This window comes from Alteromonas sp. 76-1, from assembly GCF_900654235.1.
In the GTDB taxonomy this organism is placed as follows: domain Bacteria; phylum Pseudomonadota; class Gammaproteobacteria; order Enterobacterales; family Alteromonadaceae; genus Alteromonas; species Alteromonas naphthalenivorans.
Genome location: NZ_LR136958.1, coordinates 3,401,043 through 3,416,973 on the forward strand (window position 1 = coordinate 3,401,043; position 15,931 = coordinate 3,416,973).

Sequence of the window (15,931 nt, forward strand, 5' to 3'; positions counted from 1 at the left end):
GCCGAGGATTTTACCTGCATATTTGCCCAATGAATATCATAACGGCAGATTAATCGCGGTAAATGGAGATAAAACACCCAATGCCACCGTCAAAGCCACCTGCTACGCTACAACCTAATCAAAAAAACGCACCTGCAATTGCACAAAAATATGAACCTATACGTGGGCAGCGCCCCATACTTTATTCGTTGCGCAATTGCCCTTATGCCATGCGCGGAAGAATTGGTTTGTTTAAAGCGGCGCAAGACGTTGAAGTGCGTGAAGTGGTATTAAACAATAAGCCCGATGCCATGATTGAAGCGTCTGCCAAAGGTACGGTGCCCACCCTCGTATTGCCAAATTCAGATGGCACTAATACCGTGATAGATGAAAGTTTGGATGTAATGCTGTGGGCACTGCATCAAAACGATCCAGAAGACCTACTGCATCAGCAAGACCCCAATGCTCTGCCCGCCATGCTGGCATTAATTAAAATATTCGATGACGAATTCAAAACACAGTTAAATGCTTACAAAGCTGCTAAACGTTATCACGAAAATAATGTCACCGAGTGCAGGCAAGCCTGTGAAGTATACCTGCAAGATTTAGAAGCGCGTTTAAGTGATGACAGCATTGAAGGCAGTGCTAAACAAGGCCTAGAAGATGCACAATCGAAGCGGTTTATTTTTGGCACAACAGAAAGCCTAGCAGATATCGCCATTCTGCCCTTTATTCGCCAATTTTCCAAAGTTGAAAGAAAATGGTATCGAGAATCGCCCTACCCTAACCTAAAGCAGTGGCTAAACGTTTACATACAAAGTGTTATGTTTAATAAAGTGATGACGCAGTATGAGCTGTGGAAACCCTAAACACCTTGACCCTCTATAAGCTGAGCGTTAATATTTTTAAATTGTAAGCTTTTACTTTCGAATTATTCGATTTATCAATCGCAAACATCTTATTTCTTAGCTAACTTCAAGCAAACCAGTGCCGCTGGCCTTTTATTGAGAGGGTATTAATTTGGTCAGAACGACGGGAAACAGTTCCCTAAAGCGCCGACTACAAATGTTAGATGTTATACGTCAGCAAAATGAAGTGAAAGTAGAAGCGCTTAGTCAACAATTTAACGTGTCGACCGTAACCATTCGCGGCGACCTTAATTATTTAGAAGAACAGGGATTCATTGTTCGGTCGTTTGGCAGTGCCAAATACAGCCCCGATGCTAATTCATCTTTACCTAGCTCAACCGTCGATAATACCAAACTAAACATCAGCAACGCAGATGGACTCACAATCGCCAAGTTAGCTGCGGGTTTTGTGGAAAACGGCGAGAGCTTATTTCTTGGTGCCAGTGATTTAACCCATAAAATGGTGCCATTTCTAGCATCTTATGAAAGCTTATCGCTGATAGTAAACACCTTAGAAATTGTACCAACGGTTAAGCAGTTTATGCTGTGCGACCTGCAGCTTTTGGGCGGCACCGTTAGTGAAGAGTGTTCAGCGCTGGTTGGCCCTATAGCAGAGCAAGGAGTGCATTTACAGTTAGTAAGTAAGTGCTTTATAGAGTTTGCGGGCGTTAATGCCGATGGTTATTTAACATTAAAAAATGTGGCAATGGCACGCTTGTACAAAGACATCGTGAACCATTCAGAAATGGTAATAGCACTGATACCCCATGCTGTATTTTCTGACACTGAAGGCTACCCCGTATGCAAACTCAGCGAATTAGATATTCTCATACTGACTTGCGACATAGGTGAGGATGAAACCTCCATAGTTGAACAAGCAGCAATGTCCGTTACCCAAACCCGTGGTAACTATCAAATATTAAGCAAATAAATTATTTGTGAATAACCTGCATATATCTGGCTTAGGCAAAGCCATAGTGGAGTGTAAATGAGCAAAATTATGACCATGGGCGAAATTCTAGTGGAAATCATGACAACGGAAGTAGGTCAGAGTTTCCGGAAGCCCGGTGCATTGGCTGGCCCGTTTCCTAGCGGCGCACCTGCTATTTTTATTGATCAGGTAGCCAAACTTAATCAACCCTGCGGAATAATTAGCAGCGTAGGCGACGACGATTTTGGTGCATTAAACCTTTATCGCTTAAGCAATGATGGTGTAGATATCAGCGGTATTAGCATAAATAAAAAAATCGCCACTGGAACGGCATTCGTTACCTACCAAAAGAACGGTTCACGAGACTTTATCTTCAACATTACCAACAGTGCGTGCGCGCACTTATCGCTTACGCCATCAGCAAAACTGTTACTTAATAATTGTAAGCATTTTCATGTTATGGGTTCATCCTTATTTTCCTTTCGCATTATTGATGAAATAAAAAACGCCATTGAAATAGTAAAAGCTAATGGCGGTACTATTTCTTTCGACCCCAATGTTCGAAAAGAAATGCTCAAAATACCGGAAATGCGTGAGGCGCTTAACTTCATCTTAGAATATACCGATATTTTTCTGCCCAGTGGCGCCGATATCTCACTGCTAACCGATTCGAATAAAGAAGACGAAGCGATAGAAGAGATTCTTTCCCTTGGCGTACGCGAAATAGCCCTAAAACGAGGGAAACAAGGCGGCAGTTTTTATGACGCTAATCAGCAGATATCACTTCCCGCTTTTGTAAGTGAAGAAGTTGACCCTACTGGCGCTGGCGACTGTTTTGGCGCAACATTTGTTGTATGCAGACTACAAGGTATGTCACCCGAAGAATCTCTTCGATATGCCAATGCCAGTGGTGCATTAGCCGTTTCTCACAAAGGCCCCATGGAAGGCGCATCTACCTTTGAAGACCTAAACCACTTCATTTCACAGCAAGCCTAATTTTTTAAATAATCTCTCTGAAAAGCCAGAGCTGCACACGATATAGCTCTGGCTAATACATTTCGAGCAAAATTCCCCCCCTCAAAAAAATTAGACACCCCTTCTAAACTTTCACTCTAATTTTGGACACTCATTCAGAACACTCATTCAGGGCCCCCATTTAAACTCGAACACCCACTCACACGCCACGCCCCCAAAATTTGGACGCCAAACTAGAGCACCTTCAAAACTAGAGTACCTTCCAAGCTAGAGCACCTTCCAAACTCAATCCCTCGCCCCACAACTTTCGAATGAATAATAATTTTTACGAAATATTCGAAATTACTTTACGAAAGTATTTTCCATAGTTAGTATCAGCCAAATGAAAATCAAAACCTTCGAAACTTTCGAGTTTTATTTTTTATCGTATTAGTGAGTATTGGTTGTAATAGGCAAATAACCAAGCATGAAAAATGCTGAAAGTGTTTATTTTAAAAGACTTTAGTTGAATTACGCTTATATAAAATCGACATAGCAGTATTTTTCATTAGATAAATTTTTGGCACGTAACGAAAACCAGACTTTAAAACTCGAAAGTAAATATGAGTAGAACTATGACTGACATTTTGTGTATGGGCGAGTTACTCGCAGAAATCATGGCCGAGAGAATTGGCCAAAGCTTTACTGAACCCGGTGTATTTTTAGGGCCTTACCCAAGTGGCGCACCTGCTATTTTCGCCGATCAAGCTGCCAAAATTGGAGCGTCAGTTGCCTTTATTGGCTGTGCTGGAAATGACGGTTTTGGTGAACTCATTTTAAATCGACTGAGTCATGACGGCGTTGATGTAAGCGGTATAAGTCGTTCTAACGAATTGCCTACCGGCACCGCCTTTGTAACTTATAAAGAAGACGGCAACCGAGAGTTTATCTTTAACATCAGCAACAGTGCCGCTGCTCTTATTAATGAAGACTCGGTAAACCCTGCTATGGCCAGTAATTGTCGCTATTTTCATGTAATGGGTTCTTCTCTTGGAAACGCAGGTTCTATCGCTGCGGTAAAACGCGCAGTGGAACTAGTGAAAAAGTCTGGCGGAAAAATTTCCTTCGACCCCAATATCCGCCCAGAGATCATGGCATCACCAGTGATACAAGAAGCTATTCATCTCATCTTAGACGTTTGCGATATTTTGCTGCCAAGTGAAATAGACCTGACGTATTTCTGTGGCGACGTACCTGAAGAAAGCGCTGTAGCAACGCTATTAGACAAGTATTCGATGGAAATGATTGTAGTAAAGAATGCTGATGAAGGTTGCGTTTACTACGACCGTCAACGCGCTATTCCTATGCCCTCATTTAAAGTCACCGAAGTCGATCCTACCGGTGCGGGCGACTGCTTCGGCGGAACCTTAATAGCTTGTTTATCTCAAGGCGTTGAAATAGAGCGAGCCCTTACCCTAGCGAACGCTGCAGGCGCGATGGCCGTAACTAAGCGCGGCCCAATGGAAGGTAATTCTACCGTGTGCGAGCTAGATAAATTTATAGACTCTATGGAGAAAGAAGTATGAATACTAATTTTCTAAAAGACATAGTTAAAGAAAACAGAACTGATGGCAGCCGAGGTATTTACTCTGTGTGCTCTGCTCATCGACTTGTTATTGAAGCGTCTATGCAGCAGGCCAAAACTGATGGCTCTCCTTTGTTGATAGAAGCCACCTGCAATCAGGTAAACCATGAAGGTGGTTACACCGGCATGACACCAAGCGATTTTCGTGATTACGTGCTAGAAATTGCCAAAGAAGTGGGATTTTCTGAAGACAACCTTATTTTGGGTGGCGACCATTTAGGGCCAAACCCATGGACATCGCTACCTGCATCACAAGCCATGGAAGCAGCGAAAACTATGGTAGCCGACTATGTGAGCGCTGGATTTTCTAAAATTCATCTTGATGCCAGCATGGCATGTGCTGACGATGAAGTGCCTCTCTCCGATGATGTTATTGCAGAGCGCGCCACTCTATTATGTGCCGCAGCCGAAGCGGCTATCCCTACACCTGATGCAGCGCCTGTCTATATCATTGGCACTGAAGTTCCTGTTCCAGGCGGCGCTCAAGAAGATCTTGATGAGCTTGCGACCACCAGAATTGAAGATTTACAGCAAACCATAGAAACCCATAAATCCAAATTCGCCCAATGCGGTTTAACCGATGCGTGGGAGCGAGTTATTGGCGTAGTGGTTCAGCCTGGAGTAGAGTTTGATCATGGGTCGGTGATTGAATATCAACCTGAAAAAGCCCAAGCGCTCAGTAAAACCATACTAAACGTCGATAACATCGTTTATGAAGCGCATTCAACTGACTATCAAACCGAAACCGCGTTGCGTCATTTGGTTACTGACCATTTTGCTATCTTAAAAGTAGGTCCAGGATTAACCTATGCCGCGCGTGAAGCCTTATTCGCGCTTAGCTATATTGAGCAAGAATGGATAACCGACAAGCCATTGTCGAACCTTCGTGAAGTGTTAGATCAACGTATGCTAGACAACCCAGGTAATTGGTCGAAGTACTATGCAGGAACTGATACGGAGCGCGCTTTTGCACGCAAATATAGCTTTAGTGACAGATCTCGTTACTATTGGGCCGATCCTAAGGTTGAAGAAAGCGTACAAGTGTTAATAAAAAATCTAACAGAACAACCTGCTCCTATTACGCTTCTGAGCCAGTTCATGCCACTTCAATATGCAGCGTTTCGCGCAGGTACCATTGATAAAGATCCCCTTTCTTTAGTTAGGCACTGGATCCAAGAAGTTGTTTCAATCTATGCCCGTGCCAGCGGACTCTCAACCAAATAGCGCGCGTTAAGCGCATTTTAGAGGAAAAAATCATGAAATATTCATTCGACACTGCGTTCAATCTTAAAGGACAAGTGGCACTTATTACTGGCGGCGCATCAGGTATTGGCAAGTGTATCGCCGAGCTATTTGCTGAACGTGGCGCAACGTTGATTTTGGTCGACAAAAACGAAAACGTACATGAAACCGCTCGTTCACTGGGTGATAATCACCTTTCTTGGGTTGCCGATGTATCTGATGAAGCTTCAACACAACAAATTGTAGCGGACTCTGCTGAAAAGCTAGGGCATATCGACATTCTAATCAACAATGCCGGCATTGGCCCTTTAGCTAAATCTGAAGAAACCTCAGCAGATTTATGGGATATCACGATGGCGGTAAACCTTCGCGGACCATTTTTGTATGCTCGAGAAGTGGGCAAGCAAATGCTTAAACAAAAAAGCGGACGTATTGTTAACCTAGCCTCTCAGGCAGCACTAGTTGCCTTAGACGGGCACCTAGCGTATTGCGCAAGTAAAGCAGGCGTATTGGGAATGACCCGCGTGATGGCAATGGAATGGGGTCCAGAAGGCATCACTGTTAACGCTATTTCACCAACTGTTGTAGAAACCGAACTGGGTGCCGGCGGTTATTGGTCTGGTGAAACTGGGGCTAACTTTAAAGCTAAAGTACCAGCTAGACGCTTCGCACAGCCAGAAGAGATTGCACTTTCTGCCCTATACCTAGTCAGCGGCGCAGCCGGCATGGTTAATGGTGAGAACTTAGTGGTAGATGGTGGTTACACTGCTACTTAAGTGACATTAATAAGCTTTAGCGCAATTACTGTGACGTAATAACTAAAAAAGGTGGGGATACGTGTGATTGGCACGCCCCACTTTTTTTGCTTTTTAGTTTAAATGTTACTCGCCCGTTTTAGTCGATACTAATTTTAAACTGTCCATCTCGCATGAAAGTAGCAAATGCGCCATTGGGATCTGACATCATCATCATAGGTACAACTGAAAAAGGTTCATCACTATCACGGTAAAGAGTGACCTCCTCGCCTTCAAGTAGCGCAAGCATTCCTTCCAATATCATTTGTCTTGGTTCCTCAGCTTGCTTCAGCGCTAACTTTAACTCTTCTATCGCTTCATCACGTAAATTATTGCCGTCTTTTTCAGCAGTAGCTTGAGAAGCAAATAGTCTATCTACTAATCCATCATCTGCTAACGAAAACTCAAACGCGCCAATTTCAATGGCGGCCATTAAATGCTGTGCCATTAACTCGGGGGCTGTTGATATCGGTGCTTTAGTGAAAAGATCGGTTGAAAGTGAAACGCGACCAGCATCTTCTACATCGAAAGAAAGCTCTTTAATACGATATTCGTTGTCTTCTTCATTTACTTCAAAGGAAAAACGTTGATCTAGCGTTTTGCCTTCTTTCATCAGCATATGAACCAGAATCTCTTGAATATCGTCAGGCGTATCATCAACACCCTGACCTTTAAATTCTAAAAAAGATACTCCCGAAAAATGCACTTCACCTTCTGTGGTATTTTCCAACTCGGCTTCAAAGCCCGAAAGCGCTATGTTATCGACCAGAATATCTCCCTGTCTGGCATCACCAATGCGAATATCGTCAATGGACACATCACCAAAAATAGTCGCACTTACATCGCCGTAAGAAACCTGGGTGGTAGCAGGGAGGTCGGCGATCATTTCATCTACTGCGTCTTTGGCTTTTGAGGAAGCATAAACATTTCCTCCTACATAACAAACGCCAAGTGCAACTAAAACGCCTACAACAAGCTTTGTGTTTTTACTCATTTACGTGTCCTTTCTTTTACACTATCCCGAATTTCACACAATCAAATTTTGCTTAATCAAATATCACGCCATTTACACCCCACAGAAACCGAATCTGCAAGGCGTAACATGGAAGATGCAGTATGAATAAGTACATCAAACTGATTGCTAAAACTGATGCTATAAGGCCATGGTAACGAATTTTAGCGAAAAGTTATGCCCAATTTTTATAGCCGCGCTTCAATTAGCTTAATGTAGAGGGATAGTTGCCGTAAAATTGTTTGACTTATTTAAAATAAATGACTGTTTTTCTGCGCCCAGCGGCGTAACAATTAGCTTAGTGGTGTGACGGTAAATATCTTTTACTGCGCCGTTAGTAAGCACAACTTGCTTGGCACTTTTGGGAAGCTTGATTTGGGTAAAAACAACCGACGTTTCGTGCCCAAGAGACACCGTACCTTCACCAAGTGAAACAGATTTATTTTCTGCGTTGATACTCAACGTGGCGCTAATATGGTTAAGAAGCTGCTCGTTAAATTCCTCTGGAGTAGTGTAAGGGGTTTTGGAGAAGTGCAAACGCACTTCTTTTCTAAAAGCATCTAATGATGAGGTTATGGCTAAGCGCCACGTATGGTTTTCTGTTTCTGTTAACCTAACAACAGAATAATCGAATCCGTGGGCATGAACGCTAATAGACCACCATAACAAGGTGATAAATAACACCGACTGTTTAACTACATTCATAATATATCTGCTGGATTACTCTGCCCACGCGCCATAAAAGCAATCTAAGAACTCATTACTTTCTAGCGACAATACATGGTAATGGTAGCCACGTGTGTCATCGCTGTGCCCCCGACATTCATCCAAATCTTCTGCTTCATTACCGTTGTCATCTAACTTTGCGTACAAACCAAAACCATCAAGGGCATAGCCAATCATTGCCGCGTGACCGTCCGATTGCTCAATACGTGTAGTCATTCCGGTATCACCATGGTAGTGATAACCCAAGCTGTTGTTCACGTGCCCACCTGCATCATCTACCGGCGCAATTTGATACCCAGCTAGAATGATATCAATGTCGGCGGGATGATCGAATCTAACACCATTGAATGCCAAGCCTCTTACTGAAGGTCCGTACTCAACGCCAGGCACTTCTAGCGTAGGGCCATCGCTTAACTCAACGGGTTCGTCTTGCTTAATGGGTGTAATAGGAATGAGATAGGTCACTTGCGTACTTACCCACTCAGGCAAACACTGAGCACACATGTTAGTGTACTTATCTTCAATATTAGGGTCGGCACCCTCAGCACACTCCTCGGCGGTTTCCATACGGCGCACTGTGCCGTCATCTTCATACATCTTAAAGCCGGGGTCATCGTAATAGGTGGCCAAGTTTTCAATAAAAGCGCCATCCAGGTTATTTATTTCACCGTTATCAAACCAAAGCCCGCCCTCTTCCGCCGTATCGTAAATTGTTTCGGGGCACCAAGGGCCCATATCGTGTTCTTCTGCTGTATGTTTTGATGTTATTTCGTAGCACAATGTTTGCGTACCATTCACCAAGGTACAAGATACGGTATCGATGCTGACGTTTTCTCCGGCAAGAAACAAAGTCGCATCCACATCCAATCCTGCATTCTCATCTTGCGCGTCGTCATCAGAGCTATTGCTATCAGAGCTATCGCTGCTATCGTCACTGGCTGAACTATCGTCAGAGCCATCACTTGCATTACTGTCGGTGACTTCAGTACTTGAATCGCTTGAACCGCCACAGGCAGTTAAAAACAAAGATAGTGAAATAAAAGCAATTTTGAGCAGATCGTTATTCACGTTAATTCCTTTGTAAAATGTAAGGCATAAATTCAATTTGCCGCCGCATATCTGTAACCAGTTGGGTAACACTCTACTTATCCAGCACAGGGGCAGATTCAGGCAATAGATAATGACTGAACAACTACCTTACTAGATAAGAACGGGAAACAATGTGGAGAAAAAGTGGAGGTTAAAATTAGGCGAGTAAAAGACAATGTATGACATTAAGAGATACGGGTTTTAAATAAAGACTTTCGATGTGTAACGTCAAGTTCATACTTCTCAACAAGGCTTATTTGCTGGTTTATTGCCTTAATAGCGTTAGCAACATTTGCCAATGAAAGCAGGGCTAAAAGCCATCCCACGGGTGAAGAGATTGTTCGTACTATTCGCTGCGCTATACGCAATAGATGACCAACAATTGTAAGTCCTGCAGCATAGAGTTTGGCTTGAAAACCATACTGGTTTCTATCAAAACTAATTTGATGGGGCAACGCTTTTGAGTCTATGCAGCAAAACTGATCAAAGTCATTATCATGAGCAAAGCACGTTTTTGAGGGTGCCCCATAATGAAATACATGACCTTTTAAATACGTCATGCCTGAATAAACAATATCGAACGCTTTCACCACACTCAAATAACATGTGCGTGCTTTTTTACTAATGTAGCGTGCAATATTCGCAATCACTTCCTTTGTTTTTTCAAGCACGCGTTTTACTGCGCCAAAAAGCCAACTTACCATTCGCTTTAATCCGTCGAAAATACCATTGGCTAGTTTGTTAAATTGCGTTCTTAACGCATTTTGCTTACTTTTACTTTGCCATAATTGGCTTACCGAAGCATTTAAGCTTTCATTGTCGCTATCAGTCACTTCAATACTGGTGGAAAGTGCGGAGAATGCCGCCATTAAAGCAGCATTTAGAGGCTGTCTATTGTCGCTTCTTTCATCATATATTTTATCATTTTCATTATCACTTAGGCGCACCACAGGGTAGTCAGAATAAAACTGCCTAACCGCGAGTTGAGTTTTAGATACACTCGCAAAGGTGCGTTTTTTGAATCTTCTGGTAGCCCTTCTAATCGTCTGTTCTTTCCCCGGTGAGATATCATAACCGAGCAACCAAAGCTCTACTCTGGCTATCGCTTCTATAGTGTTAGGATACGCAGTAAATGCTGGTGCAAAGTGTGTATTGTCGCCTAACCTAGCAACGATATTATCGTATTCAAACATGGCATTGAGTAAATTTATATCCAATCCGGAGCACGCGTTTTTCACTAATTTTAGCTGTTTGGCAAACACACAAAACTGGTCAATCGCATTTTGAAAGTCGGCATTTTCGCTAGGGTTGATAATAGTTTTGGTGTGAATACGATGTTTATCCCAATCGGCGAAAAAGCCGAGTGTGTACAAGCGGCAGTACACCGCTCGCATCACGGCTTTGTTTTGTAGTACCCCACCTTTAAATAACCAAACGTGGTATTGATTTTCTGGTGTTGATTGTTGCCATAAGCTTCTCCGTTTCTCGCTAGCAGCATTTCGCCAAACAGTACCCCATAGTGCAGGGCTTTGCTGATTTTCAAAACTTACTAGGCACTCCAAAACCTGCCAAGTAAGCTTGCCGGCCCAACCGTCTTGGGTAATACCAGCATCATATTGAAACTGCTTTATTTTTTTAATCAGTATGCGGTCAGTCTGCGGGTTATGTCGATTTGCGAATTTATGCCCTTCTCCTAAGTAACCTAGCTCAATTAAACGGGCTCTTATGGCGCGAATATAGGCAGAAGAATCTGTCTTGTTAGGGTTATCGGAAGCTAACGTGGCGTTGGGCAAATAATGCTTAGATACCGAAGCATCAAGCCCTCTCCCTAACTTGTCGATTATGCCAAACTTGTCGTCCATCACTACAAATCCGCAATTTCCCCTACGATAGATCTTACGAACTCAATAGATGCCGCTCGAGATTCAGCACCCGCGAGCACCAAATCAGCATGAGCAAGTCGCTGCTCTTCGGTGATATCCTTATCGTAGAAAGCAACAATGTCACCATCAATACTGGTTTGAGTACTAGCGAGTACCTTAACCGCCACGGTGGCATTTCCCATTGCAGACGACATCACGGCATCAAATTTTAACGGTGCCGTATCCGTCGCGTTCAATGTGACTGAGCCTTGAAATGTCACCACATCAAGCTTAGACAAATCACCAATACCGTCAGCCATGGTTTGCATTGCGTCTTTGAACTTTCCCATCATAAAATTCCTTCTATAAATTAATAAAAAAGCAGCTTTATCGCCTTAACAAAGCTTGTATTGAACAGGGCGTTAAACAAAGGTAAAGCGGTGCGTTGAACTGCTGGTATAGATACGGGTAAAAACGCTGGTATTACTGCGCTTTCTTCCGCTTCCTGTGAAAATGGATAAGTCGCCAAATGTTTAAAGTCATGCTGATTGTCGATTTCCAATCTGCCTTGGTAGATTTCAACCCGAAACTCTCCCCTTTCAGCAAAACGCTGATGTGCTCGGGTGTAGGCTTCGTACCGTAAATGTAAATCGTGCTGAAGCGTTTTCATTACGCCACCCTTACCAGGTCGACAGCGGTATACTTTCTAGCTGAATGCCTGACTAAGTTAGCTTCATCGTCTCGCCGGTGTAACAAACCATCGAGTCCTCTGCCCTGCCATAATCGCTTCATCTTCGTAATTTGCTGCGCAATGCCAACATAATCTTTGCTTGCCACTAAAGGCTTTATGGCAGCCATTTCTCGTCGTGAATCCCCTTTTAGACTCCCACCACGGTTATACACTAACGATACCAAGGCAGCTTGAGTATCAGCATTCAAGTACTCGACACCAGGGAAAGTAGATTTTGTTTTTTGTGCATATTTCGGCAGTGATGAGTGCACAAATACATGCTTCGCGGCATCGAAGGGCACAGTGACAGAACGTAAAGAGGAGACATGAATTTTAGCCGCTTGCCCCTTCAGGCCACATACCCGGGTAAGTTTCACCATATCAAAGGTACTAAGGAGAGACTGCCAGTCTGATTGAAATTGACTCTTACTCGCGTAACCTAAATCGTAGCCAATACCGATTGTGATCCCAGACTCACCTTTAGGCCATGTTGGACGGGTAAGCCGTTTCTCATAATATTGCTTTGAACTGATCTCATGTTGCACAATGAGGTTTATCCCCTTTTGTGAAAGCGTAAGGCTTATTTCATCTGAGTTGGCTGGCGTTGTTGTTGATGTAACTTGGGTTAGGCGCTCTGCGATGGGAAGTAACCGCTTTTCAAGGGCTGAAAGGGTTTCGCCACCAAGTACACCATCAGGTGACACACCTAAGTGTTGTTGAATTCGTTTTAGTCGCTCTGAAGTGGTGAAGTGCATTGGGTTGTGTCCATGCAACCTTGAAACATACTTCATTTCGATGGTTATTATTTGAACTAATAAATATTAACTTAACATTATTTGTACAAAATACAACCAATTCAGTTTCAATTTTGAGTGTTATCTGAAGAGAATGATAGACGTAGCGTTAAAAGGATAGGGCTATGCGTTTATTTATGAGGGTAACATGCTGAATTTAATATGAATAATCGGTAGTGACTTCGATTAAATAAAAGAAGTCACTACCGGGTGTTTTGACTTTGTTCGGGCTAGAACAAAGACTATGCCGTAAATTTTGCTAAAGATAGGGCGGATTTAAGTCCGCCTTCTAGCAATGTGATAGTTGCATCAAGCGTGCTCATTTCTATCCGTAATTCGGCGCGGTCTTCACCTAACGTCCAGACTAATAACAAAGTACCTGCATCTTCAGTAACAGAGAAATCGCCGTTAAACGCATTCGTATCGTTGCGAATATGAATTAATTCAATTAGGCCTTTTACCACTGGCTTAGCGAGGGCTTCATCAATATCGCTCTCACTTAAATAAGGTCTATTGATATCACGACCCACATTGGTTTTCGCTAGCAGTTCCATGTCGTTAGTCGCCCCTAGCATCCCAGCATAATATACTTGTGGTACCCCTGGACTGAAAAACTGTATCGCACGCGCAAGCAAGTATTTATAGTCGTCTTTTCCTAGTGCATCATAATAAGTGCAGTTAATTTGATACAGGTCGACATTACTTGCCGCTTCCCCAGTGGCCTTTCTCGACTCTCCATTCGAGTTAACATGAATGGTTTCTACCAAATTATCGATTTGCGAGTTAGTTAAAAGCCCTGGCTTATCACCGCTGGCTCCTACATCAACAATACCAATTCCATCATGGGTATCTAGTACGGTGAAGCAATTGCGAGGGGAAATAGACAACCAATGCGCCAAGGCAGATGCGTCTTTGCTAAATAGGGTGTGCAACACCAATGGTGGAAGCGCAAAGTCATAAACGCTGTCACAACGAGACGCAATAGCAATTTGAGTTTCATAATGACTGTGAATTTCAACCAAGCTTTGAATGCCCATCGCGTGTGCACGCTTGCTTAATGCCTCAATAAACTCAAAGGTTTCTTCTAACATAAAACAGTTAGTGCCAGCGCGTTTAATGGCATAACCTGCTGCATCTAAACGAATTAAATCGACATTACTTTGTGTAAAAGCTTCTAGGATTGATTCTAGGTATGCTTTACCCAAATCAGACTCAACATCAATATCGATTTGATTGGCGGTGAACGTTGTCCAAAAAGGCACAACCTCTTTGTTATCTAGCTCATACTCAGAGAAAAATGGCGTAGGGCGAGGCCTAAATACCTTTCCAATATTGGCAATATTAGCCGCATCATCTTCGCTAAATACAGATTGTTTTGTTAAAAATAGCGGCCAGTATTGTGATTCACGGCCGTGTTTAATTACATCTAAAAATGGCTCACTTTGCGCAGACATGTGATTCACTATGAGGTCTGCCATAATATTCATCGACTCACCAATCTGCTTCACATCGGCCCAGCTACCCAAGCGCGAATCAACGGTCGTGTGATCGATAGGATCAAAACCTGCATCTTCACCATCGAAGGGGTAATAGAAAGGTAAAATATGAACGCCTGTAAATAGCCCTTTCAACGTGGTGCTTAGCAGCGTGTTGAGGCCTGTCATATTTCCCTTACCTAAACGGTCTGCATAGGTAATAAGTTGAACGCCATTGCGTAAAGGCATGAAAATTCTCCAAATAATGGGGGTGCGCCTTATTAAAAAGCAAAAATGCACCGAAGATTTGCAGTGTTTCCTATAGCAACAAGAAGCACTGCATTGATTTATGTAAATAGTGGAACTTGATAATGCTCTGGCTAGGTGTGTTGAGGCACTCCATATTCTCGTTTCTCAATCATGGCGAGACGCTCTCGCGTTGGCTGAGCAATAGCGTTGTAAAGTAAGCCTAGGAATAACAAAATAGAAAAGCCCGTGGCTACGACAAATCCATACTTGGCATCGCCGCCATTGGCATCACTTACCACACCCATAATAAAAGGCCCAGCCGCAGCACCCGCCGCAGTAAAGAATAAGATAACCCCCGCCACTGAACCGTGCTGTCGCTTCTCGAAGCAGCTAATACCTTTGGAATTAAAAGTAGGATAAATGACTGACATAAATATGCCGCTCAATGGAAAAAGGAAAACGGCAAGCGTTTGACCTGCTATTAAGCCAACCATAAAGCACATCATTATCATGAAACTAAATAACAGAAGCACTTTGGTCCACTCGAAGTGCTGCATCATCCAAATACCAACAAACCGACCTACCGCGCGCAACGCGAAAAATACGGAAACGGCGTAAATAGCAAGTGTTTGGGTAGATTCATTGGCGTAGCAGCTGTAAATATCTGATGCCGAATTAGCGTCACAAATTAAGTAGCTTGGCATCCACACATAAATTGCACTTTCGGCCGCAACATAAAGAAACGCGCCAATTGAGAAACCTAGTGCGTAAGGGTCTTTTAGTAACTTTAAGCTATCGACAAGACTAGTAGGCTTTTCTTTTATCGCCTTGCTTTCTGGATATTCAACCATCAGTGCCATGCAAATGAGCACGGTGCATAAACCACCTGCAATCACGTATAGCCAAGTCCAATGAACACCCTGGGTAATCAGCCAGGCGACCAGAATTGGACCTATTATTGCGCCCACACCAAAGAATGCTTCAGCACCGTTCATGGTGCCAGTATGTTCTTTAGTTGAGCGTGAAATATCGCCGATTAAGGCAAGTGCAGCGGTTTTAAACACCCCAACAGCCAAGCCTGACAAAGTTACCAAACTTAGAATAAACGCAAAGGTACTGCCTACCATAAACAGATAACAAGATATCGCGAATAAAGCTAAGCCCAAGATAAGCGTTTTTTTGCGACCAAATTTGTCGGCCAAAAAGCCAAGAAATAGCCCAGAAAATGCAATACCAATCATGAACAAAGAGTGCATTAGACTCGCTTGCGTATTGGTCACTGCAAACTCAATTTTTACTTCTTTTATGATTTCGCCTACCGAGTCGGATGTCATCGCAAACATCATAAACATCAAATAGGTTAACCAGCGAATTAACCCGTAGTTATGCTCGCTCGTTTGGTTAGTAGACATGAAGATTTACCTTTAAAACTTAAGAAAGATAAAATGCATTGCTGCGGCGAATTATCTTATGTAGCGTTTGCAGCGAAATACCAGAACTATCACTTACGGCGCTTATTAAAAAGCGCCGCAGTGAATAGT

Annotated in this window: 15 protein-coding genes; 6 read left to right on the plus strand and 9 right to left on the minus strand. The window is 43.1% G+C overall.

The genetic code is table 11. The features are described 5' to 3' along the window. The first annotated feature begins 80 nt into the window (after positions 1 to 80). The 6 genes from ALT761_RS14680 (at position 81) to ALT761_RS14705 (ending at position 6,435) form a co-directional block, all read left to right on the plus strand. Complete coding sequence (locus ALT761_RS14680; RefSeq protein WP_129739724.1) at positions 81 to 848, plus strand: glutathione S-transferase; 768 nt, start codon at positions 81 to 83, stop codon at positions 846 to 848. Between the two features lie 196 nt (positions 849 to 1,044). Continuing rightward, a complete protein-coding gene (locus tag ALT761_RS14685; RefSeq protein WP_129739725.1) occupies positions 1,045 to 1,818 on the plus strand; it encodes a DeoR/GlpR family DNA-binding transcription regulator in 774 nt (257 codons plus the stop codon). Positions 1,819 to 1,875: 57 nt separating this feature from the next. Beyond that, positions 1,876 to 2,814 carry a tagatose kinase gene (locus ALT761_RS14690; protein WP_129739726.1) on the plus strand — a complete coding sequence of 313 codons (939 nt, stop codon included), beginning with the start codon at positions 1,876 to 1,878 and terminating at the stop codon, positions 2,812 to 2,814. 593 nt (positions 2,815 to 3,407) lie between these two features. Then, complete coding sequence (locus tag ALT761_RS14695) at positions 3,408 to 4,358, plus strand: sugar kinase (RefSeq protein ID WP_129739727.1); 951 nt, start codon at positions 3,408 to 3,410, stop codon at positions 4,356 to 4,358. Then, positions 4,355 to 5,641 (plus strand): D-tagatose-bisphosphate aldolase, class II, non-catalytic subunit, encoded by a 1,287-nt coding sequence (locus tag ALT761_RS14700; RefSeq protein ID WP_129739728.1) that lies wholly within the window; start codon positions 4,355 to 4,357, stop codon positions 5,639 to 5,641. Before ALT761_RS14695 ends, ALT761_RS14700 begins: the two co-directional genes overlap by 4 nt. Before the next feature lie 32 nt (positions 5,642 to 5,673). Beyond that, positions 5,674 to 6,435, plus strand: coding sequence for a GolD/DthD family dehydrogenase (locus tag ALT761_RS14705; RefSeq protein WP_129739729.1), 762 nt, complete (start codon positions 5,674 to 5,676; stop codon positions 6,433 to 6,435). Between the two features lie 118 nt (positions 6,436 to 6,553). On the opposite strand, the gene ALT761_RS14710 is transcribed toward ALT761_RS14705, so the two are convergent. From ALT761_RS14710 to ALT761_RS14750, 9 genes are all read right to left on the minus strand, one after another. Next, positions 6,554 to 7,447, minus strand: coding sequence for a hypothetical protein (locus ALT761_RS14710; RefSeq protein WP_129739730.1), 894 nt, complete (start codon positions 7,445 to 7,447; stop codon positions 6,554 to 6,556). A 228-nt stretch (positions 7,448 to 7,675) separates the two neighbouring features. After that, a complete protein-coding gene (locus ALT761_RS14715; RefSeq protein ID WP_129739731.1) occupies positions 7,676 to 8,170 on the minus strand; it encodes a hypothetical protein in 495 nt (164 codons plus the stop codon). Positions 8,171 to 8,185: 15 nt separating this feature from the next. Beyond that, complete coding sequence (locus tag ALT761_RS14720; RefSeq protein WP_129739732.1) at positions 8,186 to 9,259, minus strand: YHYH protein; 1,074 nt, start codon at positions 9,257 to 9,259, stop codon at positions 8,186 to 8,188. 206 nt (positions 9,260 to 9,465) lie between these two features. Next, positions 9,466 to 11,142: a peptidoglycan-binding domain-containing protein gene (locus ALT761_RS14725; protein WP_129739733.1), complete on the minus strand. Its 1,677-nt coding sequence runs from the start codon at positions 11,140 to 11,142 to the stop codon at positions 9,466 to 9,468. Between the two features lie 2 nt (positions 11,143 to 11,144). Then, entirely contained in the window at positions 11,145 to 11,495 is a 351-nt protein-coding gene (locus ALT761_RS14730) for a hypothetical protein (protein ID WP_126871590.1), read from the minus strand. 17 nt (positions 11,496 to 11,512) lie between these two features. After that, complete coding sequence (locus ALT761_RS14735) at positions 11,513 to 11,812, minus strand: hypothetical protein (RefSeq protein ID WP_129739734.1); 300 nt, start codon at positions 11,810 to 11,812, stop codon at positions 11,513 to 11,515. Next, positions 11,812 to 12,627: a glycoside hydrolase family protein gene (locus tag ALT761_RS14740; protein WP_172602898.1), complete on the minus strand. Its 816-nt coding sequence runs from the start codon at positions 12,625 to 12,627 to the stop codon at positions 11,812 to 11,814. The genes ALT761_RS14735 and ALT761_RS14740 overlap by 1 nt, the downstream gene beginning before the upstream one ends. A gap of 281 nt (positions 12,628 to 12,908) precedes the next feature. Continuing rightward, positions 12,909 to 14,390, minus strand: a complete 1,482-nt coding sequence (gene gtfA, locus ALT761_RS14745; RefSeq protein WP_129739736.1) for a sucrose phosphorylase — start codon at positions 14,388 to 14,390, stop codon at positions 12,909 to 12,911. Positions 14,391 to 14,521: 131 nt separating this feature from the next. Next, positions 14,522 to 15,742 carry an MFS transporter gene (locus ALT761_RS14750; protein ID WP_232043595.1) on the minus strand — a complete coding sequence of 407 codons (1,221 nt, stop codon included), beginning with the start codon at positions 15,740 to 15,742 and terminating at the stop codon, positions 14,522 to 14,524. Positions 15,743 to 15,931: the final 189 nt, after the last annotated feature.

What these genes read in the sequence shown, in the direction of transcription:
- ALT761_RS14735 (WP_129739734.1), bottom strand. Translation starts at nt 11,812, where the DNA reads ATGAAAACGCTTCAGCACGATTTACATTTACGGTACGAAGCCTACACC.
- ALT761_RS14690 (WP_129739726.1), top strand. Translation starts at nt 1,876, where the DNA reads ATGAGCAAAATTATGACCATGGGCGAAATTCTAGTGGAAATCATGACA.
- ALT761_RS14705 (WP_129739729.1), top strand. Translation starts at nt 5,674, where the DNA reads ATGAAATATTCATTCGACACTGCGTTCAATCTTAAAGGACAAGTGGCA.
- ALT761_RS14695 (WP_129739727.1), top strand. Translation starts at nt 3,408, where the DNA reads ATGACTGACATTTTGTGTATGGGCGAGTTACTCGCAGAAATCATGGCC.
- ALT761_RS14710 (WP_129739730.1), bottom strand. Translation starts at nt 7,447, where the DNA reads ATGAGTAAAAACACAAAGCTTGTTGTAGGCGTTTTAGTTGCACTTGGC.
- ALT761_RS14740 (WP_172602898.1), bottom strand. Translation starts at nt 12,627, where the DNA reads ATGCACTTCACCACTTCAGAGCGACTAAAACGAATTCAACAACACTTA.
- ALT761_RS14725 (WP_129739733.1), bottom strand. Translation starts at nt 11,142, where the DNA reads ATGGACGACAAGTTTGGCATAATCGACAAGTTAGGGAGAGGGCTTGAT.
- ALT761_RS14680 (WP_129739724.1), top strand. Translation starts at nt 81, where the DNA reads ATGCCACCGTCAAAGCCACCTGCTACGCTACAACCTAATCAAAAAAAC.
- gtfA (WP_129739736.1), bottom strand. Translation starts at nt 14,390, where the DNA reads ATGCCTTTACGCAATGGCGTTCAACTTATTACCTATGCAGACCGTTTA.
- ALT761_RS14750 (WP_232043595.1), bottom strand. Translation starts at nt 15,742, where the DNA reads ATGTTTATGATGTTTGCGATGACATCCGACTCGGTAGGCGAAATCATA.
- ALT761_RS14685 (WP_129739725.1), top strand. Translation starts at nt 1,045, where the DNA reads ATGTTAGATGTTATACGTCAGCAAAATGAAGTGAAAGTAGAAGCGCTT.
- ALT761_RS14715 (WP_129739731.1), bottom strand. Translation starts at nt 8,170, where the DNA reads ATGAATGTAGTTAAACAGTCGGTGTTATTTATCACCTTGTTATGGTGG.
- ALT761_RS14700 (WP_129739728.1), top strand. Translation starts at nt 4,355, where the DNA reads ATGAATACTAATTTTCTAAAAGACATAGTTAAAGAAAACAGAACTGAT.
- ALT761_RS14730 (WP_126871590.1), bottom strand. Translation starts at nt 11,495, where the DNA reads ATGATGGGAAAGTTCAAAGACGCAATGCAAACCATGGCTGACGGTATT.